The 19,631-nt window shown below is 68.1% G+C and carries 22 protein-coding genes and 1 pseudogene; 7 read left to right on the top strand and 16 right to left on the bottom strand.

What is annotated here, in order from left to right; translation table 11 throughout:
• Positions 1-16: 16 nt before the first annotated feature.
• From BLS43_RS26920 to BLS43_RS26910, 3 genes are read right to left on the bottom strand one after another with little or no spacing between them, the layout of a single operon-like run.
• The gene (locus tag BLS43_RS26920) at positions 17-643 is read right to left on the bottom strand and encodes an SAF domain-containing protein (protein WP_093089509.1); all 627 of its coding nucleotides are present in this window, start codon (positions 641-643) and stop codon (positions 17-19) included.
• Positions 640-1,497, bottom strand: a complete 858-nt coding sequence (locus BLS43_RS29675; RefSeq protein ID WP_143030245.1) for a hypothetical protein — start codon at positions 1,495-1,497, stop codon at positions 640-642. The genes BLS43_RS26920 and BLS43_RS29675 overlap by 4 nt, the downstream gene beginning before the upstream one ends.
• On the bottom strand, positions 1,491-1,880 hold the full coding sequence (locus BLS43_RS26910; protein WP_093089507.1) for a hypothetical protein: 390 nt from the start codon (positions 1,878-1,880) through the stop codon (positions 1,491-1,493). Before BLS43_RS26910 ends, BLS43_RS29675 begins: the two co-directional genes overlap by 7 nt.
• A gap of 504 nt (positions 1,881-2,384) precedes the next feature.
• Between BLS43_RS26910 and BLS43_RS30285 the strand changes: the two genes are divergently transcribed.
• Together BLS43_RS30285 and terL are read left to right on the top strand one after the other, a co-directional pair.
• Positions 2,385-2,897: a hypothetical protein gene (locus BLS43_RS30285; protein ID WP_176921575.1), complete on the top strand. Its 513-nt coding sequence runs from the start codon at positions 2,385-2,387 to the stop codon at positions 2,895-2,897.
• Positions 2,894-3,508, top strand: a complete 615-nt coding sequence (gene terL / locus BLS43_RS30280) for a phage terminase large subunit (RefSeq protein WP_342741210.1) — start codon at positions 2,894-2,896, stop codon at positions 3,506-3,508. Before BLS43_RS30285 ends, terL begins: the two co-directional genes overlap by 4 nt.
• On the opposite strand, the gene BLS43_RS26900 is transcribed toward terL, so the two are convergent.
• A complete protein-coding gene (locus tag BLS43_RS26900; protein ID WP_143030243.1) occupies positions 3,509-3,784 on the bottom strand; it encodes a hypothetical protein in 276 nt (91 codons plus the stop codon).
• Between the two features lie 79 nt (positions 3,785-3,863).
• Positions 3,864-4,484, bottom strand: a complete 621-nt coding sequence (locus tag BLS43_RS26895; protein WP_093089504.1) for a hypothetical protein — start codon at positions 4,482-4,484, stop codon at positions 3,864-3,866.
• A gap of 125 nt (positions 4,485-4,609) precedes the next feature.
• On the opposite strand from BLS43_RS26895, the gene BLS43_RS30275 reads away from it, so the two are divergent.
• Both BLS43_RS30275 and BLS43_RS32195 read left to right on the top strand, forming a co-directional pair.
• Positions 4,610-4,909, top strand: coding sequence for a hypothetical protein (locus BLS43_RS30275; RefSeq protein WP_176921573.1), 300 nt, complete (start codon positions 4,610-4,612; stop codon positions 4,907-4,909).
• Between the two features lie 344 nt (positions 4,910-5,253).
• On the top strand, positions 5,254-5,355 hold the full coding sequence (locus BLS43_RS32195) for a tyrosine-type recombinase/integrase (RefSeq protein ID WP_218130031.1): 102 nt from the start codon (positions 5,254-5,256) through the stop codon (positions 5,353-5,355).
• A 220-nt stretch (positions 5,356-5,575) separates the two neighbouring features.
• Here BLS43_RS32195 and BLS43_RS26880 read toward each other — a convergent pair whose 3' ends face one another.
• Entirely contained in the window at positions 5,576-7,903 is a 2,328-nt protein-coding gene (locus BLS43_RS26880) for a tetratricopeptide repeat protein (protein ID WP_176921572.1), read from the bottom strand.
• A gap of 923 nt (positions 7,904-8,826) precedes the next feature.
• Between BLS43_RS26880 and BLS43_RS26875 the strand changes: the two are divergent.
• Positions 8,827-9,740: pseudogene (locus BLS43_RS26875) on the top strand (IS256 family transposase).
• Between the two features lie 189 nt (positions 9,741-9,929).
• Here BLS43_RS26875 and BLS43_RS26870 read toward each other — a convergent pair.
• The 10 genes from BLS43_RS26870 to BLS43_RS26830 all read right to left on the bottom strand — a co-directional run bounded on the left by BLS43_RS26870 (position 9,930) and on the right by BLS43_RS26830 (position 18,835).
• Positions 9,930-11,018 (bottom strand): VldE C-terminal domain-containing protein, encoded by a 1,089-nt coding sequence (locus BLS43_RS26870; RefSeq protein WP_143030242.1) that lies wholly within the window; start codon positions 11,016-11,018, stop codon positions 9,930-9,932.
• Between the two features lie 41 nt (positions 11,019-11,059).
• Complete coding sequence (locus BLS43_RS26865; protein WP_218130026.1) at positions 11,060-11,545, bottom strand: DUF4913 domain-containing protein; 486 nt, start codon at positions 11,543-11,545, stop codon at positions 11,060-11,062.
• Positions 11,538-13,334 carry a type IV secretory system conjugative DNA transfer family protein gene (locus tag BLS43_RS26860; RefSeq protein WP_093089502.1) on the bottom strand — a complete coding sequence of 599 codons (1,797 nt, stop codon included), beginning with the start codon at positions 13,332-13,334 and terminating at the stop codon, positions 11,538-11,540. Before BLS43_RS26860 ends, BLS43_RS26865 begins: the two co-directional genes overlap by 8 nt.
• Positions 13,331-14,737, bottom strand: coding sequence for an ATP-binding protein (locus BLS43_RS26855; RefSeq protein ID WP_093089501.1), 1,407 nt, complete (start codon positions 14,735-14,737; stop codon positions 13,331-13,333). Before BLS43_RS26855 ends, BLS43_RS26860 begins: the two co-directional genes overlap by 4 nt.
• A gap of 13 nt (positions 14,738-14,750) precedes the next feature.
• Entirely contained in the window at positions 14,751-16,211 is a 1,461-nt protein-coding gene (locus BLS43_RS26850) for an SCO6880 family protein (protein WP_093089500.1), read from the bottom strand.
• The gene (locus BLS43_RS26845; protein ID WP_143030241.1) at positions 16,208-17,290 is read right to left on the bottom strand and encodes a TrbL/VirB6 family protein; all 1,083 of its coding nucleotides are present in this window, start codon (positions 17,288-17,290) and stop codon (positions 16,208-16,210) included. The genes BLS43_RS26850 and BLS43_RS26845 overlap by 4 nt, the downstream gene beginning before the upstream one ends.
• A complete protein-coding gene (locus tag BLS43_RS30270; protein WP_176921571.1) occupies positions 17,287-17,451 on the bottom strand; it encodes a hypothetical protein in 165 nt (54 codons plus the stop codon). The genes BLS43_RS26845 and BLS43_RS30270 overlap by 4 nt, the downstream gene beginning before the upstream one ends.
• Positions 17,451-17,720: a hypothetical protein gene (locus BLS43_RS26840; protein WP_093089498.1), complete on the bottom strand. Its 270-nt coding sequence runs from the start codon at positions 17,718-17,720 to the stop codon at positions 17,451-17,453. The genes BLS43_RS30270 and BLS43_RS26840 overlap by 1 nt, the downstream gene beginning before the upstream one ends.
• Positions 17,717-18,238 carry a hypothetical protein gene (locus BLS43_RS26835; RefSeq protein ID WP_093089497.1) on the bottom strand — a complete coding sequence of 174 codons (522 nt, stop codon included), beginning with the start codon at positions 18,236-18,238 and terminating at the stop codon, positions 17,717-17,719. The genes BLS43_RS26840 and BLS43_RS26835 overlap by 4 nt, the downstream gene beginning before the upstream one ends.
• Before the next feature lie 111 nt (positions 18,239-18,349).
• Positions 18,350-18,835 (bottom strand): hypothetical protein, encoded by a 486-nt coding sequence (locus BLS43_RS26830; RefSeq protein ID WP_143030240.1) that lies wholly within the window; start codon positions 18,833-18,835, stop codon positions 18,350-18,352.
• Here BLS43_RS26830 and BLS43_RS32190 point away from each other — a divergent pair.
• Complete coding sequence (locus tag BLS43_RS32190) at positions 18,813-18,908, top strand: putative leader peptide (protein WP_425438579.1); 96 nt, start codon at positions 18,813-18,815, stop codon at positions 18,906-18,908. The genes BLS43_RS26830 and BLS43_RS32190 overlap by 23 nt on opposite strands.
• 50 nt (positions 18,909-18,958) lie before the next feature.
• Positions 18,959-19,441 (top strand): OsmC family protein, encoded by a 483-nt coding sequence (locus BLS43_RS26825; protein ID WP_093089495.1) that lies wholly within the window; start codon positions 18,959-18,961, stop codon positions 19,439-19,441.
• The last annotated feature ends 190 nt before the right edge of the window (positions 19,442-19,631 follow it).

Below are 19,631 nucleotides of genomic sequence, written 5' to 3'. Positions count from 1 at the left end.
ACGAAGCTCAGGACGCTCATCGATCCTCCACCAGGACGACGACGACACGGCCCGCCATCGACGTCCGCGCCACCGCAGCTGCGTCGGACACTCGCACCAGCACCTGCGCCGTCCTGCGGTCCGCAGTCCCTCCCAGCCGAACGATCTCGCCGTCGACGGACTCGCCCGGACCATCGGCACCATCGACGATGAGTACACGGTCGCCGGGGCCCAGACTCTCCGTCGGGATCTGGCCCTCACGTCCGCTGACCTCCATGACCGCCATCCCCGGCGCAGGGAACACCGCGGCCCGCAGAAGACCCGGCGTGATCAGCTGACCTCGCTCGACCGACGCCGTGACCGGTACGCCGACCACGTCGGGCAGACGCGTCCACGGAACCGACGCGAGTCCCGTGCCGGTGGGGATCTGGACCTGGACCAGGTCGGCGGCCGTCAGCGGCTCACCGCGGGGGACGTCTCGATTGGCGGCGATCACTGTCTCCGACTCGCGCACCATTGAGATGGCGGCTACGCCTGCGAGCAGCCCGACCACACCCAGGACTGCGGCCAGGCTGAGGTAGAATTGGCGCCCTCGCCGTCGCGGCGACTCGCGCAGCGCCGCCGGGGGCTGGGCGGTTCGGGCAGTCTGCTGTCGCAGCGTCACCGGCCGCCTCCGCTCACGAGCACCTGAACCTCGTCCACGGGGATCTCCACCTCGGATGCCAGGCGGACTTCTTCAGCGCCGGCGACCGGCAACCCGCCTGAGACGCCCTCCCACTGGACTTGCCACACGGCCGTCGCCACGACCGTCCAGCTGCCGACGCCCGCGGTCCTGTCCGGCAGCGAGCGCTCGGAATAGGTGTATCCGCAGTCGGGAGACGGCCCGGGCTCGCCGGTCCACGGTGTGCCCGGTCCGGCACAGAGGACGGCCGAATCCGGTGGCCCCATCGACCATTCCACTCCGGTGAGCCGCGCCGTTGCTACGACGTTCGCGTCTCCAACGGCGGCGGCCGCCGTCACCACGTCGTCCTCGGCCTGGTCTTGGTCGATCCACAGCCATACCGGCACGCCGACGTAGAGCTGTTCCTGGCCGGACAGACGGATGGTCGGCTTCTGGAGCTCGAGTCGGTTGATGGCGATTCTGGTGGGAATATCCGGATCGACGGCGACAGCCGCCTGTCCTGCGGCAGGGGCATTCGCTACCGGTTCCTCGCCGGGCGGGGCGATGCCGAACAGATTCTGGACGAGGTCCTGCGGAATTGCTTCGGCGATCTCCCGGCTCGGAGCGATGCTCGGGCGTCGCGGTGCAGCCGATGCATTTCGTGCTGGCGGGCCCGGCTCCGCAGATTGTGGTGCCGCTGGACCACCTGGTCGCCCAGGATCGGCCGCCTCGACGAGGCACAGTCCCATCGCCGAAAGCACCTGGCAGCCCCCCGGTGCCGCGGCTGCGGACGCGTGCCCGAGGCCCGGAGCGATGAGCAGGATCGTCGCGACGGTCGCGGCGCGCCGGGTCAGCACGGCTCCTCCGGTGCCGGTATCGCCCGCTCCACCCACCAGCGGTCGCCGTCGCGGACGACCTCCGCGCGGTAGCGGTAGCGAGGGGACTGGTTGGCCTGATCGCCGAGTTGACGCCCGTCCGCGGTCAGCACGCGGACGCCCGTCGCGTCCAGGCAGTCGAGCACAGAGACTTTGTCGTTCGTCGCCGGCACGGCTGGGTCGACGGCGGGAGCCTGCCCGAGCCGCCCGTCCACACGAGCGGACAGCGACGCGTAGTTCTGCACATCGAGCACCGCCGCGTCGAGGGCCTGCCCTCGTGCGAGCTGACGCAGCTCGGCGGTCCAATCCCGTGCGGTGGGGGCAGCATTGGCATCCTGGCTGACCCTGAAGAAGTCGGCGTACACCGCGAGCGCTTCGACAGAGGGATCAGGAGCGGGAGGTTCCGGGGCCGGGCTCGGGGCGGACGAGCAGGCTGCCAGGACAGCAGCCCCGAGGATCACGGCGCCGAGGCGCACGGTCGTGGTGGAGGCGACGCGAGGAAGAGCCACGACAGCGATCCTGGTCGAACTCGCGCAGTCTTCGTGCACTCTCGCGCAGCGATCGTATTGAGATCGTGCTCCACCCATCGACGACACCTCCTCCGCGGGAACAGGTGAGCAGCGTGCACGGCAGGGTGCGCGGCCGCGGGCTTTCTGAACGAGTTGCTCCAGATGGAGCAGTCCGCCGTGGTCTGTGCACGAAGTCCGAGCGCCTCGTGCACAGTGTCTGAACTGCGATAACCGTCGCTGCCGGAGTAGCTGCCTCGCGACGACGGTGGCGTTCGCGATCGTGAACGACGAAGTGGAAAGTTATCCACAGATCCCTCGGCGGGAGTCGCGCCGCCGCGAGCTCGCCGTGAGCCTGACGACATGCGCGTGCTTCTCGTCATCGGCCTGCTCACCTGTCTCGTGGTGCCGTTCGGCGTCGTCGCGCTGCGCAGCATCCCGGACCCGCTCGTCAGTGCCCTCGAGGCGGCAGGTTGCCGCGGCACGGAGTACCGCTACGAGGAGCGGCAGGACGTCGTCTGGCTCGGAGTGGAGGTCAAGGACTGCGTTCAGGAGGGGCAGATTCTGGATGGGCGGCGCGTGGGGGAGGTGGTAAGCGCCGCCGCTGCCTCGTCGGCTGGCGGATGCTTCGACAGCCTCGCTGTGTGGTCGAGCGGCGCCACCGCGGCGCGTCCGTACGAGCACGATGGGGCCCTCGTATTACCTCCGAACGAGAGCCGCCATCTCGAAAGCTGCGAGCGAAGGCCTCAGGGCTCAACCGACGGCAGCGTGGTTGCGTTCGCTCTTCTTCCTGCGGCCGTCGCCTGCGCAGGCCTCGCGACCGCTCTCCTCGTCGGCCGAACTCGGCTCGGTCTTGTGATCCTCGTTCGTCGATGAGGCGCCGTGGAGTGCCGGTTTGGGAGGAGGAGGTCAGTTCTTCGCTCCCTCCGCAGGGGTGGAGCGATTCTTCGACGATGTCGGCCCTGGGCTGCGTAGATGTTGGCCTTGGAGGGCCGCGTGAAGGAATGCGGGTACGTCCTGGGTGCGATCTCGTCATCGACCACCCGGGCGTCGGGGCGGCCTCAGCTCTTGCCGAGGTAGCCGTCTCCTCTTTTAAGCGCATGGAGGTGACCGAGCCGGCCGTGGCCAAGACGCTGAACGAGGACGGCGTCGGCGTTGCCGAGATCGAGAGCAACAACGGTGGCCGCGGCTGGGCGCGCAACGTCGAGCGCGAGCTGAAGGCGCTGGGCAGCGTGCGGTGCGTCGTCAAGTCCGTGCCGCAAACTCAGAACAAGGAAGCGTGCATCCTGGCCTCGAGCGCGCGGGTGACGAGGCACGTGTTCATGCCGCAGGGCTGGAAGCACAAGTACCCGGAGTTCTACCGCCAGGTGAAGGGCTACCAGAAGAAGGGCAAGAGCAAGCACGACGACGGACCAGACGTGCGGGCAGCGATCTATGAGCGGGTGGCGAACCCGAAGAAGTCGGGCGTCCGGGTACGCACCGCGTAGTCACGCCGCGGTCTGGCTCGGTGGCTCCTTCGGCCCTTTCAGGGACCGCACGCTCGGCAACGGTGTGGCGGTGGGCTTGGCGATCGAGGCGGCGGCCTTGAGGCCGGGAACACCCAGCTTCTCGATGACCTTGTCGATCGACTTCAAGTAGGCGCGGTACTTGAGGTAGCCGAAGAAGCCACCGACCAACGCCGTGGCCAGCAGGAGGATGCCGTACATCAGAAGCTCGGGCACAGGAGAACAGACCCCTTCCAGGGAATGTCCCCGGGCGTCCATCTCCGGGAGGCTGCGGCGGGACACCCCGTGGAAGCTGGATGTCGCACTCGCCGTGAGGCAGCGCGGACGGCTGTTCGTGTCAGGTTTGGACGTTACCAGGCCGCGACGACGACTTCTTTGGGCGCCACGCCGCCGGCGCCGGGATGAACACCCCGCTCCGCACACCGCGCTGGATCTCCATGGGCTGAATAGCAAGCTCGACGTCTGAGTAGTAGCCGCAGGTTGCCTCGGCCGCACGCAGCAGCCAGAAGGTCTTCAGGCGGGCCGAGCCGCACCTACAAGAAGCTGCGAGGTACTGCATCATGCCTCTCGGCATCGAGAACTGCCACAGCAGAAAGCACCCCTTGCTCTCACCGCGCCGGTTGTTGGAGATGGCAAGAAAATTCGCGGACCCCTCACCCGTCGGGAACCTGAAGCAATCGGCGAGGAAGCAACCACGCACGGGGCAGCGGACACCCATTACGCGCAGGGTCGCAGCGAGCTTCCAGGGATCGTTGACGATGAAGTTGCCCGCACGGATGGAGCACCCCGTGTGAAGGTAGCGCTCGAAGTCGAGGTCTCCCCAGTACTCGTCCGGGTACTTGGGAGTCTCGGCGTACTCGCGCAGGCTCGTCGGCTCCGTCGCGATGATGGCTTCGGCGATGGCCTCACGCCGCTCGAACCACTCATCATCAGTCTCGGTGACCTCGTCCTGCTCCACGCGATCATCCTAGCGTCCAGCGCCGACAAGAACTTATTCGATAAAGACCGCGATGGTGTTACGATAAGGCCACGGAAAATTCGTCGACTAGCACTGCATGGCAAGAAATCGCAAACTCCCGTTCCATGGCAGGCAAGCCGGGCACCCACAGCAAGCGCGCGACGGGCAGCATCGAGAAGCTCCCGAGCGGCGCACTGCGCGTCCGCGTCTACGCCGGGGTCGACCCGCTGTCGAAGCGCTGCCACGAGCTGATCGAGATCGACCGGCCGGGCCCGCAGGTCGAGAAGGAGGCTGAGGCGGTCCGCGTCCGCTTCGTCCACCAGATCAACGAGCGCCGCCCGCACCGCTGCAAGCCACTGGCGGCCACGACGATCCGCCATATCCATTTCATCCTGTCCGGCGCGTTCAAGAAGGCGATTCGGTGATGACGACGGGCGTCCGCCGCGGCGAGCTCTGCGCAGCGAAGCTGGAGTCGGTGGACTCACCCCGGCCGCGAGACCCTCTGGCTTGACCGAGCCATCCGCCGCGAGCCCGGCTGGGGCTGGGATGAAGGCGATCTCAAGACTCACCAGCAACGCCGCATTGCCCTCGACGACGAGACGGTAGCGGTGCTGAAGGAGCATGTTGCGCGCCTGGAGGCCCGCTGCGAGCAGCTGGGCGCCAAGCTTCGACCGAACGCCTACCCCTTCCCGGCGCCCCCGACGGCTCGACCTTCATGACCCCGGACAGCGTGACCCAGCGCTAGGACCGCAGGGTCACCCGCCTCGGCATAGACACCACCTACCACAAACTCCGCCACTACTCGGCGACGGAGCTCATTGCTGCGGGCGTTGACCCGCGAACGGTCGCGGGCCGCTTGGGCCACGGGTAGCGGCGGCACGACGACGCTACGCACATACTCCGCCTGGTTCTCCGAGACAGACCAGCGTGCAGCAGGTCAAATTGGTCGAGCCATGCCACAGCGACTGCGCCGAGCCGGAGACACCGGGTAGCGTTTTGGATCCTTGGTCGACCTGCGGTCGTCTACTGCTCTGCCGCGCGAGGCGTCGTTACGATCGGACTTTTTAATATCGTCTAGGCGAGCTTGGAAATCAGCGCTCCAAGGAGATCAGCATGCGATTGAGAACGTCCTGCCTGTCGGTATGGGCGGCGACGCACTCAGTGAGCAGTACTCGTGCCTGCATATTTGTATAAGCGCTTCGAGTGCAGGATAGGAAAGCTTCAAATTCTGACCTTGCTGCCTCGGTCTCTCCCAGAGCGATTCGCCCGAGGGCGGCATTGAAGTGGTAACTCCCCGTGTCTTCGTAGTCTGGCCTATCGGGCAGGTCTCGTAGGATCGATGCCAGTCGTCGCCGTTCGTTCGTGTCGTCGAGTGGGTCCTTGGAGACCGTCGCTGTCGTAATAATTGTATACAGCCTCCAAATTTCCTCTAGTCCCTCTAATGTGTCGATCGACAGCAATTCTTCATAGGCTTCTGCGTATCGGTGCTCGAATCTGTCCAGTTCTGCTAGTCGGAGTCGCACCCAATCCCGTTTGGCAAGGTCTTCGTCGCTCGCGCTGAGAGCGGACGCGTATGCTTGTCTGGCTTTACTCAGACGATCGTTGAATCTGTGGAGTTCTCCGATATTGAACATGGTATCGGCGAACTGTCGAGAATTGACGTCGACCTGACCGAAGAGCTCCAAAGCTTCGTCGTAATCCCCAGTATCGCTTAGGGCTCGCGCTAACACCGAGGCATAGTAGGGGTTCTGGGGGCGCATTGCCCGAATCTGTCGAGCGCACTCGAGGGCTGCGGAATAGTCCCCGAGCGCTTCGAGGCAGTCGATTCGAAATACGATGCGGGCAGGGTTCTCTGGATTCAGGGAGATGCCACGTTCGGCGTCCAGTAGGGCCTCGTCAAGCCTGCCAAGCAGGCGTCTCGTCTTGGAGCGCAGTGAAAATAGCGAGCCTTGAGTGGGGCTCAACTCGATAGCCTCGCTCAGGAGTAGGTCGGCCTCCGCAAATCTGCGAGTCGCATTTAGGGCGCGGGCCTTCTGTTCTAGTAGCCTCGGCAGGGCGCCTTCTTCCGCCGTAACGCCGTCCAGCGTCCTGACTGCGTCGTCATATCGACCCGCGTAGATCAAGACTCGAGAGCAAGCTATCGGCCAGATTATTGAGTCCTCCGCCATCTCGCGAAGTTTCTCATAGTCGGCGAGCGCCGCATCATAGCTGCGTACCGTCTCTAGGAGTGGTGCTCTCTCCATGAGGGCGGAGCGCTGTGTGAGAAGTTCTCGCCTTGGATCATCGATAATTCGTCCCAGGTAGGCGATCAGGCCGTCAACGTCCTGTGGTGCCTCTGTCGCCGCAGCTAGTCGAGTCGCGTAGGCCTGGATCACGTCAGATCCGGAGTCTCGGGCAGCTTCCCGAAGAGTTGAGACCCATCCCTCGAGTGACGTAGGTCCGAGTGAAATCATGAAGCAAGTCCGTCTTTCAAGTTGATCAAGGGTGATCTCGCTCGGTGCAGCGCATATGTGGTGATACCAGTAGGCATCCTGCGCCTGCCGCGCATCCGGGCCTCTTCGGTTGGTCATCTCGGCACGAATACGCCTAAAATAGGCGGCGAGTCGCCCGTGCGCTTCGTGATATCGAGTCGGATGCTGCAGTCGCTGGACCTTAAGCATTGAAGCGCGGACGACATCATGATATTTCAGTGTTCCACCATCGCTGCTGACGAACGCTAGAGATTTCAGCCAATCGGCCAATTCCTTGGGATCATCTGACAGCTCTTGGAGGATGTCTAGGTTTAATCGCCGAGGAATGGACGATTTGAGGGCGGCCGTTCGGCGGTGTTCATCGGACTCCCACTTTAGGAACCTGTCCACTGCCGTTTCTGTTGGGTCGACAAGCGCATCTGTCGAAGGCGAGCTCTGTGCTAGCATTCCGACCAATACGGGAAGTCTTCCGGTCAGCTCGATAACTGAATCAATCAGTCGCTTATCGAAGATCCCATTTCGTTGGAGTAGCTGTGTCGCCTCTGCCGCTGAGAACACTTCAAGGGGAAAGTGTGTGTGCACCGGCTGGAATTCCGCCCACGCTTCGTCGCTGATTGGATTCTGTCCGCAGATAGTGACTACTATGTTTGGAACGATGGAGCCAAACTTGCCGGAGAGCAGATCGCGAAGCCATAACCCGAAGTGCTCCGCTCTTCGCTCGAAGGTGTCAACGAATACTGCGATCAGCTCCCCTTCGACGCCTGAACTCCGCAGGTCACTGACGAACTGTTCCGTTAGGATTTGTACTGGATTGAGGACGAGCTCCAAGTCTGTCTTCGATTTTAGAATCTTGGCTATGAACTCTCCTGCGGCCTCAATATTCTCCTGTGAGGCTGACTCGGCGACGGCTTCCGCAATCTCTCCTACCACGGGCAGCGGCTTGGCCATTTTTGAAGATGCGCGTATGGCGGCCGATAGAAGTAGTGCCGCGGTTCCTATGGGTGCGCCCGAGGCGCGTAACACAAGTGTGCGACGAACGAGATAGCGATCGATCTTCTTCCGGGTTCGTCGAAAATCTAGACCTGCATCTTGGAGCTGTCGACAAATATCTGATAAAGGATCGATGATCTCATCATCTGCCGCGTCGGTCCATGCGCTGATCGCGCCGTGACTCTCGGCAGTTCGCAAGAACTGACGCATTAAAGAGGATTTTCCGACACCGGCTTGACCTGTGATGCTGTACAGGAAGACCCGGTCGTCCTCGTCAACGCCGCGAGTTATGTTCTCCCGATACTCCCGCGTCTGCTCAGCTCGACCAACAAAGTTTCCACTGCGACGGCGGAGTATGTCCTGAAGGCTAGATGGTGGTCGGTCATCTGGGGGCACATGTCGAGTATGTCGACCTGCATCGTTTATTCCAACAGCAAGGCATGGATGCGCAGCTCCGTCGACACGCGGAGATCCTCCAGCCCTCGCATGATGTCGCATCTCGATGCTCCACGTTGGGCGCTCGTCCAGGTCCGGAGGGTTGTCAAGCGGTCCGAGACTCGGGCCCAGAACTAGTTACCCTCGGGTTGCGACAGGAGCACCTTGGGCAGCCCGCAGCAGCCGCGACGTCTATCGCAGCGAGTGGGCAAGGGTCAGCCTGATCGACGTCGAGACGCCCTCCGGAGATCGCTTTGAGCATCATGCTCTGTGGCTCCCACCCGCCGCAATGACAGTCGTGCTCGACGAGACGAGTCAGCCCCGGACCCGGGACTACGTCCTTCGTCGCCGCGCGCAGAGCCTGCGGACAAAGGAGATCATGCGCTGCCTCAAACGCTACGTCGCGCGAGAGGTCTACCGCGCACTCCCGCATGGGCTCGCTTCGCTTGACAGCCCATAGGAGCATCCCCGCCGAGTTCCTCTACGAACAGCTATCCCAGGCGAGCCCGGACCTGCCGCGTCAGATGCTGACCACATTCATCAACACCCTCATATCTGCGGACGCCGACGCGGTGTGCGGCGCCGCCTGGGGCGAGCGCAGCGACGCGCGCACGAACACCCGCAACGGCTACCGCCACCGCGACTTCGACGCCCGCCCTGCTCGCCACAGGCGTGAACGCCGACGGCCACCGGGAGATCCTCGGCCTGCAGGTCACCTCCGCCGAGGACGGCGCCGGCTGGCTCGGGTTCTTCCGCGACCTCACCGCTCGCGGTCTGACCGGGGTCTGACTGGTCACCTCTGACGCCCACGCCGAACTCGTCCAGGCGATCGGGGCGACGTTGCCCGGCGCAGCCTGGCCACGCTGCAGAACGTACTGCGCGGCCCACCTGATGGCAGCGACCCCGACGCCGTCCCCCGTCGGTGCGGGCGCTGCTGCACTCGGTCCACGACCAACCCGACGCGACGAGTGTCCACGCGGAGTACGACCGCGTCCTCGACGCCCTCTGCGAGAAACCGCCGAAGGTGTCCGAGCGCCTCGACACCGCCCGCGCCGACGTCCTGGCCTTCACCAGCTTCCCGAAGGAGGTCTGGCGCCAGATCTGGTCGAACAACCCCAGCGAGCGGCTCAACCGCGAGATCCGCCGCCGCACCGACGTCGTCGGGATCTTCCCCGACCGCGACTCCCTGATCCGCCTCGTCGGCGCCGTCCTCGCCGAACAGCACGACGAATGGCTCGAAGGTCGCCGCTACCTCGGCCTGGAGGTCCTCACCCGCTCCCGCGCCTCCGCAGTCCCCGACACCGCCAGCAGCGACGAGGAGGTGAGCGCCACCGACACAATCCCGGGGCTCAGCGCCTAACCAGAACTAGAAGATCACGCGGTAGTCGTCACACACCACGCCAGCGGACTTGACCAGTACCGGCCTGGCCTGTTCGGCATGGCGGAATTTGAACCGGCGGCGGCCCCTCGCTCCCAAAGCGAGCGGCCAGTTCAGGCGAGTCTGGAGCAGCTCCGCTCCGATTCAGACCCTGCCAGCCGGTGTTCCGGGTCAACGCACGGAGACGTGCAGGTGGTCGTAGTGACCTCCGGTGGCATTGGAGGTGTCGTAAATCCCGCTGCCGGTGTATCGCGTTCCCCATTCGCCGGAAACGTCGCCAGACTGGCTGGACCAGTAGCGGCCTTGCCAGATGAGGTAGTCGATCCCGAGGACGTCGGCGTGGGTGCGGAGCCAGGTGGCCACGGCCCACCCCACCTGCAGCTTGGCACCTTGGGGGAAGGTGCCCGCTCGGGTGGGGAAGATGTCGCAGGCTCTGCCCTTGGGGTGGTCGCTGGTCGGGTTCCAGGCGTGTTGGTCCCAGCAGGTGATGGAACGGATGGGGTGATCGGGGCCGGGTGGGCCGAAGGTTGCGATCAGTTCGTCGTAGAGGTCCTTGGTTCGCGAGGTGAGGCAGCCAGTGGTGGTCGGGTCGTCCTCTGTGCAGCCCGCTGACGGCCCGGTGAACGGTGCGGGTGCTCGGAGCCCGGCGATCGAGGCTGGTCCGGCGGGTGCGGAGTAGGTCTCGACCAGCTGGTGGACGGCGGCGATGTAGTTCTGGATGAGCTCGGCGCAGTCGGCGCCGCAGCCTGCTTCGCCTGCTTGCGGGACTCCGGTGGCGGAGTCGGCGACGCGGCTGCATCCGGCGATGTGGCAGACGAGCATCGCGTCGAGTGGGCTGGTGGGCTTGCCGGTGGCAGCGAGGTGCGCGGTCATCGTGCGGAGGTTCTGGCAGACCCAGGGGACCGCGCGGGTGAGGTGGTCGACGGGTTGGAGGACGTCGGCGTCTGCGGGCGGCGGGGTCGATGCCCATGGTGTGCCGCCGGTGAGGATCCAGTTCTGCTGGTTGAGCTGGTAGAGCCCGGCGCTGCCGCCGTTGCGGTCGCCGCGGAAGGCTTCCGGTCTCCAGGAGCTCTCGGCCTGGACGTGCGCGAGCACCCACACTACGGGGAGCTCCGGGCAGCTTGCCGCGACGATCCGTTCCACGTCGGGAAGCAGCTGCCGCGCGAGCGTCGGCAGTCGGTCGACGGCGATCCCGGATGCCGGTGGCTGGGTGAGTAGGCCTCCGGTCAGGCCGGCGAGGCCCATGACGAGCACGAGCATCCCGGCCATCAGGACGCCGCCGATCCCAGTCGCGAGGCGCATCAGCTGCGGTAGGGCACCGTGTGGAGCGTGCTCAGCGGGAGGTGGTCGCCGCGCATGCCGAATCGTTCGGTGAGGTCGCAGTCGGCGAAGGGGCCGGTGGGGGAGAGGAGCTCGCGCAGGCAGGGGTCGAGGTGGTCGCGGATCCACACGGACAGGGCGGTCCCGGGTTCGCCGCCGAGCTCGGTCCACGCGCGGTGGAGTGCTTCGAAGCGGAACAGGGCTTCGGCGTGCTCCCACCAGCGGGGGCACCAGCGCAGTTCGCCGCGGATCGGGCGGGCGATGACCGAGGTGACGTGCCGTTGGACCCAGGCGGCGAGGTCCTCGGGGTCGATGGCTCTGGAGGGCTGTGGCGCGGGTGGGGAGGGTGTGGGTTCGGGGCGGGGGCCGATGACACCGTTGACGAGGTCGTCGAGCAGGTCGGTGTGGTGGGCGGTGACGCCTTCGAGGCGTTCGATGCGGGCGCGGAGGTCGTCGAGGTCAGTCACCGGGGCGGTCCTTGTGGGTGGGCAGGGTTCGTGCGGCTGCGGCGCGGAGTTCGTGCAGTGCCTGGTCGGCGTAGGTGCGGATGTCGTGGCCGATCTGTTCGCGGTACCAGGGGCGCAGGCGGCCGAGGGCTGGGCGGCGGCCGGTGCTGAAGAGGACGGCGTGGTCGCGGTCGAGGGCGCGCAGGACGTCGGGAGGGAGGAGCGGCTGGCGGGCGTGGGAGATCTGGCGGCTGAGGCCGCTGCCGCGGGAGTGGGTGGTCGAGACCTTGGGGACCTCGTGGTCGCCGATGAGGCCGGTGACCTTCTGCAGGAAGGCGTGGTCGTCCACGGCGGCTCCGACGAGCTTGATCGTGGCGGCGGACCAGAGCGCGTCCATGCCTTGGTTGCCCCACACTCCGACGCCTTGCTGGTAGCTCTGCAGCATGGTGAGGACCTGGATGCCGCGGGACCCGTAGTGGCTGTAGAGCTGGGGGAGTGCCTGGATGGGGCAGATGTTCGCGGCCTCGTCGAGGACGGCGACGACCGGTGGTTCGAGCCGCCCGCCTGCGGCTTGGGCACGGAGCTCGGAGACCTCGAGGACGCGGTCGACGAGCGCGGCGACGACGGGTGCCGCGGTCGCGGCGCCCTCTTTGGACAGCAGGTGGGCGGTCACGGGGTGGTGTTCGCTGTCGATGACGAGGTCCCAGGGGTCGAGCTCGGCGTAGGTGTCGTCGCCGGGCCTCCGCCAGGTGTGGGGTGGGGTGACCCAGCGCAGGATCCGTTCGGAGGTCAGGGACTTCGTGGCCGTGCGGGCGGTCTGGAAGATGCCCTTGGCCGTGACGTCGGCGCCCGCGAGGGAGGCCTCGAGGTCGGCGGCCTCGACGTCGGCGCCCGCGCGGTCGAGGGCGGAGATGGCGTCGCGGCGGCCGTACTGCAGCCAGTGCAGAACCTCGCGCAGGCTGCCGCCGGAGAGTGCGGCGGCGAGGAGCGTGCCGACGAGGACCTGTTCTCCGGCGGCGTGGAAGAAGGGGTCGCGGCGTTGGCCACCGATGGTGCCCATGAAGTGGCCGGCGAGTCGGGTGGCGGCCTCGTAGCGGTGGGCGTCGTCGGCCTCGCGGATGGCCCGCAGCGGGTCCCACCACCAGGTCTGGCGCGCGTGGGCGATCTGCTGAGGATCGAACGTCCACACCGGCCCGACCTGCGCACGTAGCCCGGAGGTCAACGCCCACAGGTCGGCCTTGTTCGAGGTGGCCAGCACGAGTCCGGGAGCCGACAGCACGGTGGGCACTGCGATGGCCGAGGTCTTGTTGGAGCGAGGTCCCATGATGACGAGCGCGACGTCCTCCCAGGACATCCAGACGTCGCGGCCGGCGACCTCGAGCAGCCGGATACCCCGGTCGGAGTCGGCGACCGGTTCGCGGGTGGGGAGCCCACGCAGGCTTCGTGCACGTTGGTCCGCGGCTCGTCCGCTGAGGTCGCCGAGCTCCCGGCGTCGCAGCAGTCCTCGCCGCTGCGGGTCGTCGAAGGGCCGGAAGCGGAGCACGAGGATCACCGCGGCGCCGATCTCCAGGAGCATGGACGCGGTGAGGATGCTGACGAACACGGGGAGATCGACGTTTGCTGGCATCCCGTCGGCGGACCAGTGGACCGCGACCTGCGCCCACAGCAGGGGTGTCCATTCCGGCGCGGTCCAGGTGCCGTCTTCGGCGGCGGCGAGGTAGGAGAGGGCGAACCACACGTTCCCGGACAGCAGCGCGGAGCCGAGGACGAGCGCGATCACCGAGACCGGTCCGGCCATGTCGCGGGTCATGACCGGTCCTGGCGCTGGAACGCGGAGTCGGTGTCGTAGAGGCCGGTCTCGGTGGGGGTGAGGGTCAGTTCGACGGGCAGCCCGATGCGCTCCCCGGACTTGATCAGGTACTTGCCGCGGCCGGGGTGGGCGCGACCGGAGTGCCAGGTGGGTGGCGCGGCCCAGGAGGTGATGAGCGCGGCTTCACCGCTGGTCAGCGTGGTGATGCGACGTAGCCCGTCGAGCTCTCGTTCGGCCATCCCACCGAGGATGAGGATGCCGTTGCGGGAGGCCATACCGCGGGCTTTGGCCCGGTCGGCTTCGGTGGGGAGTGCTTCGAGGTCGTCGAGGGAGTGGGTGACCTGGAAAGACACGATGCCGCGGTGGCGGTTGAGCCGGGTGATGCGATCAGAGCGTTCGACGAGCCCGGGCGCGACGCGCAGCGCGCGCCAGAGCTCGTCCTGGACCTGGACGACGTTGCGGCGGGTGCCGGTGCTGGTGGCGGCGTCGGTGACGCCGGCGGCCCAGGCCCAGGAGCACAGCATCGCCGCGGCGACCGCGTCGTCGTCCTCCTCGTCCAGGGCGGAGAGGTCCAGGGACAGGGCGGGGGAGCCGGGGGTGGCGCGGACGGTCGACTGGCGGTCGAAGATGCCGCGCAGGCTGCCTTCGCACAGCAGCCCGAGGGTGTTGACGAGATCCCGGGTGGTCCGGCGGTAGTCGGCGCCGCTCTCGGTGGCGGCGATGCGGGTGAGGTCGTCCATGCCGACGGCGAGGACGTGCAGGACGTCGGGGACGAGCGGCTCGGTGGTGTCGCGGACGGCGGTGACGGCGTCGAGCGCGGCCCCGAGCAGGCGGCGGTCGGTCACGGAGATGTCCGCGCCGCGCACGATGGTGGTGAGGGCTTCGAGCAGGGAGATGCGGCGGGCTCGGATGGTCTCGGCGATCCGCTCCCGTTCGGTCCCGACGGCGGCGGCAAGGGTGGCGGCGAGGGGGCCGGCGTCGAGGGGGTTGAGGGAGTGTGCGCCGCGGCCGATGCGCCAGACCGAGCCGCCGAGGGCGTCGACCAGGGCGCTGTACTCGCCTTTGACGTCGCCGGGGATGACGGCGGTCATGCCGTAGCCGACGAGCCCGACGAGCATGCGTTTGGTGATCGAGGACTTCCCGATGCCCGGTTGGCCTTGTACCCACACTCCGGTGTTGGACACGAGTCCGGTGCGCAGCCACTCGGCGGGATCAAGGCCCAGCGGCTCGGCGGTGTGCATGTGCCGGCCGAGGGGGACGCCGTGGACGGTCGTGCCGGAGGAGATCGCGAACGGGAACAGGCCGCAGACCTGGCTGGTGGTGGCGGTGTAGCGGGTGGCGGGCTCGATGCCGGCGGCGCGACCGCCGCCGGGCACGGCCCAGCCGAGGCGTTTGGGGATCACGGGGGTTTCCTCCTCAGCGGCGGCGGGTGCTGTCGGTGGGGGCGACACCGATTCCGAGGGCGACGGCGAAGGCGGCGGCCTGGGTGCCGCGCAGGCGGCGGAGGCGGATCTTGGCCTGGCCTGCGCGGTTCTCGGCGTCGGCGACGGCGGCGGGCAGGTCGCGTTCGTCGGTGACGGTGGTGGTGACGTAGAGGGTGAAGCGGCCGACGCCGGCGCCTTCGGCTTCTTCGCGGGCGGACTGCAGGGCGCGGCTGCGGTCGTCGCGGTCGCGTTGGGTCTCGTCGCGTCGGGTGCGTTCGGCCCAGGCCCGGCGGATCTGCCCGCTGGTGATCTCGGCTTCGACCTTCGCGGCGGCCTGCTCGGCGGCGTAGGGCTCGTAGACCAGGGTGACCCGGCGCGGGAACTGTCCCGGGGCGAGCAGCGGGGCGAGGACTCGGGCGGCGACCGACTGGCGGGGTGCTTCGCGCATGCCCCAAGTGACGGAGATCCCGGAGTCGTGCCGGTAGCTGTCCCAGCGTTCGGTGGCGGCGACGGGCCCGGCGTCGGCCCAGCGGGTGAGCTCGTCATCGGTGGACAGCCACGGGCGTGCCGTCGGGTCGAACGCGGCGCGGATGCGGCCGAGGAGGTAGCCGGTGTCGGCGCGGCCGAGGACGGCGACGCCGCTGGAGGCGAGCCCGTTCTCGATCGCCGGTAGCCCGCGGACGGTCTCGACGCACGCTTCGACGAGGTCGGTGGGGCGCGGGGTGGCGCGGTGGGGGTCGACGGTGATGGTGGCGCGGGCGTCGATCTCCGCGGCGGTGGCGGGGGTGGCGGCGACGAGCTCGTCGAGGATCCGGCGGGCGACCGCGGGGGCGGCGCGGTCCAGTGACTGGGCGACGTGCTGGCGGATGGTGGTGCCGCCCGAGGGGGCGGTGTCGATGGTGACGGTCAGGCCGGTGACCAGGCGGTGGTAGCCGAGGTCGGCGAGTAGCGAGCCCCACCCGGCGACCCAGACGTCGGTCTGATCGGGGTCGGCGAGGTCGAGCCCGACCGGGGACAACCGCAGCACCGCGGAGAGCCGCCCGCTGCGGCGATCCCACAGCAGGCACTGCCGGGAACCACGGCCGTCGTCGGTCTCGACCGGGACGACGGGGGCGAGAACACCGGGGAGGTCGGCGCCTCGGGGGTGGTCGGTCAGCAGACCCCCGGACAGCTCGGTCCAGCCGGCGGCGCGGGCCCGGCGGAACCGCGTGACCCGGGTCAGGTACTCGGCGGCGGTGGAGCCGCCGACTCGGACGAGCATCCCGGCCATCACCAGCGCGGACGCGACGGCGAGGGGCAGCGCGGAGATCGGGGCAGTCGACAGCGCCAGCAGCGGGGCGAGCAGCGCGAGGAACAGGGTGATCGTCACGCCAGTCGACAGCGACCCGATGCCCCATCCGCGTTCGGGGCGCCAGTTCCCGTACAGCCGCGGGCCGGCCTCGTCGCCGCTCACCGGGACTCCCGGCCGTCGCCGGTCATGCCGCGCCCCGCCATCCCGACAATCTGGGAGCCGAGCACGGCCGCGGTCGCCACCGGATGCACCATCCCAGCACCGGTCGGGACGGCGCCCTGAGGTGGGGGAGTACCGCTACCGGGCCCGGTCAGCTCCTGCTGCCGCGCGCGTTCGACCGCGCTGCGGGCGCCGGAGGTCATCGCCAGCGCACCCGCGGCCGCGAGGACCGCGGACCCGCCGGAGGAGCCGCCGATCTGGCCGCCGGTCCAGGCGAAGAACTTGAGCAGGACGGGCATGGCCAGGACGGCGAGGAGCAGGACCATGACCCCGGAGAGCTGGACGGCGACCTGGCTGGACACCCGGGTGGCCGAGGAGGACAGGTAGGAGAACCCGATGTAGTAGATGAACGCCGCGGCGGGTTTGTAGATCCCGACGGCGAGGATCCAGGGGATGAGCCGGCCCAGCCAGCCGCGGGTGGAGCGCGTCAGGGATCCGGACGCGGCGAGCGGGAGCATCGCGGCCATGACGAGCAGCCCTGCCTGCCGCATGATCATGAGCAGCCACTGGACGCAGGACAGGACCGCCGAGAGCAGCGACACCAGCAGCGTCACCATGACGTTGTCGATCTCCCCGCGGGCGAGCTGCTGTTCCATGAAGGTGGCGAACCGGCCGGTGGCGTCGTCGAGGACGTCGCGGCTGAATGCGTCCCCGGCGCGGAGCCCGAAGTGCAGCAGGGTGAGCCCTAGCGCGGAGACGATCAGGAACCTCACGAGCCCGGTCGCCACCATCGCCAGCGGCTCGGCCTTGCGTGAGATGACGAGGCGGGTGGCCTGTACGAGGACGGAGCCGACGAGGATCGCGAGGACGATCTGCCGTGTGGCGCCTTGGGCGGTGACGACGACCGGGTCGGTGGGGTCGACGCTGTCGGAGGTGGCCCACCAGGTCGAGGTCTGGACGATCAGGTCGGCGGCGCCTTCGGCAATGGAACGGGTGACGCCCTCGAACGCGGACTCGACGGCCTGGGCGGTCTGGCAGGACACGTCGAACATCCCGCAGTCCACCGGAGGTGCGGCGCTCATGGTGATCCTTCCTGGACATGGACGGGGCAGGCGGATTCCGGGCGGGTGTCGAGGCAGAACAGGACCCCGATGAGCGCGACGCTCGTGGCCGTGGTCAGGGCGAGGAGCGCGACGATCAGCCACGGGGTGCCGGAGCGGCCGCGCTGGCTGTAGGCCGTCATCAGACTTGGAAGGCGCCGACGAGCACCGCCGCGACCGAGGCGAGGGCGAGCCCGCCGAGCACCCAGGCCGAGCCAGCGAGGCCTTCCATCGCGGTCGCGGAGCGGTTGCGACGCCCCCAGATGATCATCGCGGCGCAGATGAGCAGGCCGGCGACGCCGCCGGCGAGGACACCCCACTTGAGCCAGCCGAGGATCTGGTCGGCGATCCCGGCCAAGCCCGGGGGAGCGATGGGCGCCGGGTTGGGCACCCCGGCAGGCAGGCCCCTCATCGCGTCAATCCTCGCGGCCGAGGTGTTGCGATGACCGTCCGAGGTGCCCGAGCCTCGATGGGACGCTGGCGCGTGGCGTCAGTCAGCTTCCGGATGGCGCTCAGGAACTGCCGAAGCGGCCTGCTGAGGTCGGACTCCGGGGTCTGTAAGGCGGAGCGCAGCAGGGCGTGCGGGTCGGTGGCGGCGAGCAGCGCGGGAACGAACGGGACGACGACCGTGGTGGCCGAGCCTTCCAACAATCGGATCCGCGCCGCGATCGGGCGTGATGGTCGGTGTCCGTCGAGTGAGTTGACCGCGACAGCACCCAACCGCTGGCCGAGGAACGCTGCCGCGCGGGAGGCGCGGAGAAGGGATTCGGTGGTCGTGCGGCACACGAGGACGTCGGCGGCTCGGCCGGTGAAGACGCGCGCGTCGATGCCGGTAACCGAGACGGCGACGGCGGTGGTGCCGACGCCCCCGGAGACCCCGGCGACAGCCAGCCGAGTCGGGGGAGCGGTGAGAGATGGGGCGTGCTGCATCGCTTGTGGCCCTTCCGATGAGGAGGGCTACAGGCTCTGTTTCGCTTGAGGGCGTTGTCGTGCAGCGCCGTGCTGCACGAGGCCTGACCGAAGTGGTCGAGCGCGGAGGCGTCAGTGCAGCAATGGTCGGCGTGTGCTGGTTGGCTGGACCGTGATGACGGCGGGCGCTGACTGGTTTCCGGTGCGTCCCCCTCCCCGGGGGCGGGAGCCGCGCGGACCCGGGCCGGTGGCGGCTTGTGCCGCGGAACGCTGCACGGCGCGGGTACGCATCGGAAGCGCTGCAGCGGCGCCGAGGGCGCCGAGCATCTGCGGGCCGACCGGGCCCTGCCCGCCGATCTGCGTGCCCGACCAGGAGAAGAACTTCATGAGCGCGGGCATCGCGAACAGGGCGAGCATGAGGACGACGAGCCCGGCCAGGACGGTGGTGACCTCGCCGGGCTGGTTGGACCCAGTCGTGGACAGGTAGGTGAAGCCGATGAAGTAGATGAACTCGGCCGCGGGCTCGTACACGGCGATTGCGATGAGCCCAGGGAAGGAGAGACGTTCGTCGTGGAGGTTCGGGTTGACACGCGGGGTGGCGCCGCGCAGGCTCGACATCGTGATCACCGCTAGGCTGACGCGTCGTCGTCACGTCGACCTGTGCCGGATCACCTCGTGCGGCTGTCGCTGAGACGCGGTTCCTCGACCCGTTCCGACACCACTCGCCCGAGAGGCACACCCATGGCACTGCAGCCCAAGGCCACCGTCGTTCCGTTCGCCGTCCACGCGCAGGGCACCGGGGTCGCCCAGACCCTCACCGCCGCCGGGGACGCCGGCCACGTCTTCCATGCGGACGCCTACCCGGCGTTCGGCGGCTCGGACTCCGCGCCGAGCCCGCTGTTCTACGCCCTTGGGGCCCTGACGTCCTGCAACCAGGTCACCGCGAGCCTCGTCGCGAAGGACCTCGGCATCACCCTCGGCGCGTGGACCTTCGACATCCAGGGCGACCTGGACACCGCGGTCCTCGTCGGCGGGGCCGAGGGCAACGCCAACTTCGACCGGGTCGAGGTCCGGGCCTCCGTCGAGACGGACGCGTCCGAGGAACAGTTCGCCCGGCTCGTCGCCGAGACCGAGCGGCGCTGCCCGGTCACCCAGCTGTTCGTTCGCAGCGGCCTGGAGTTCGTGAACGACTGGAGCCGCGCGCCCCTGCCCGTCGGCAGCTGACGGCTCCCCGCGCTCACCGGACCCGCGGCGGCGAGGGGGCGTCGCGGTGATGGCTGCTGGCGGGGGTGAGTCGTCCGGGTGGCGAATCCCCGGCTAGACACCTGGTCCGTGCCGCGCGTCCGGTCTATGGACGAGGTGGCGGCAGGTGGACCTCTGTCGCAGGCCGCGCTCTGCCGGTCATTCGTCGCCC

The sequence above is a fragment of the Pseudonocardia oroxyli genome, assembly GCF_900102195.1.
Taxonomy (GTDB): Bacteria; Actinomycetota; Actinomycetes; order Mycobacteriales; family Pseudonocardiaceae; genus Pseudonocardia; species Pseudonocardia oroxyli.
Note: the sequence above shows the minus strand (reverse complement) of the source record. Positions and strands in the feature narration are given on the sequence as shown.

Coding starts and splice junctions, on each gene's coding strand:
- BLS43_RS30285 (WP_176921575.1), top strand. CDS start 2,385: ATGCGCGTGCTTCTCGTCATCGGCCTGCTCACCTGTCTCGTGGTGCCG.
- terL (WP_342741210.1), top strand. CDS start 2,894: ATGAGGCGCCGTGGAGTGCCGGTTTGGGAGGAGGAGGTCAGTTCTTCG.
- BLS43_RS26900 (WP_143030243.1), bottom strand. CDS start 3,784: ATGGACGCCCGGGGACATTCCCTGGAAGGGGTCTGTTCTCCTGTGCCC.
- BLS43_RS30275 (WP_176921573.1), top strand. CDS start 4,610: ATGGCAGGCAAGCCGGGCACCCACAGCAAGCGCGCGACGGGCAGCATC.
- BLS43_RS26880 (WP_176921572.1), bottom strand. CDS start 7,903: ATGGCCAAGCCGCTGCCCGTGGTAGGAGAGATTGCGGAAGCCGTCGCC.
- BLS43_RS26870 (WP_143030242.1), bottom strand. CDS start 11,018: ATGCTCGTGCTCGTCATGGGCCTCGCCGGCCTGACCGGAGGCCTACTC.
- BLS43_RS26860 (WP_093089502.1), bottom strand. CDS start 13,334: ATGACCCGCGACATGGCCGGACCGGTCTCGGTGATCGCGCTCGTCCTC.
- BLS43_RS26845 (WP_143030241.1), bottom strand. CDS start 17,290: ATGAGCGCCGCACCTCCGGTGGACTGCGGGATGTTCGACGTGTCCTGC.
- BLS43_RS30270 (WP_176921571.1), bottom strand. CDS start 17,451: ATGACGGCCTACAGCCAGCGCGGCCGCTCCGGCACCCCGTGGCTGATC.
- BLS43_RS26840 (WP_093089498.1), bottom strand. CDS start 17,720: ATGAGGGGCCTGCCTGCCGGGGTGCCCAACCCGGCGCCCATCGCTCCC.
- BLS43_RS26835 (WP_093089497.1), bottom strand. CDS start 18,238: ATGCAGCACGCCCCATCTCTCACCGCTCCCCCGACTCGGCTGGCTGTC.
- BLS43_RS26830 (WP_143030240.1), bottom strand. CDS start 18,835: ATGTCGAGCCTGCGCGGCGCCACCCCGCGTGTCAACCCGAACCTCCAC.
- BLS43_RS26825 (WP_093089495.1), top strand. CDS start 18,959: ATGGCACTGCAGCCCAAGGCCACCGTCGTTCCGTTCGCCGTCCACGCG.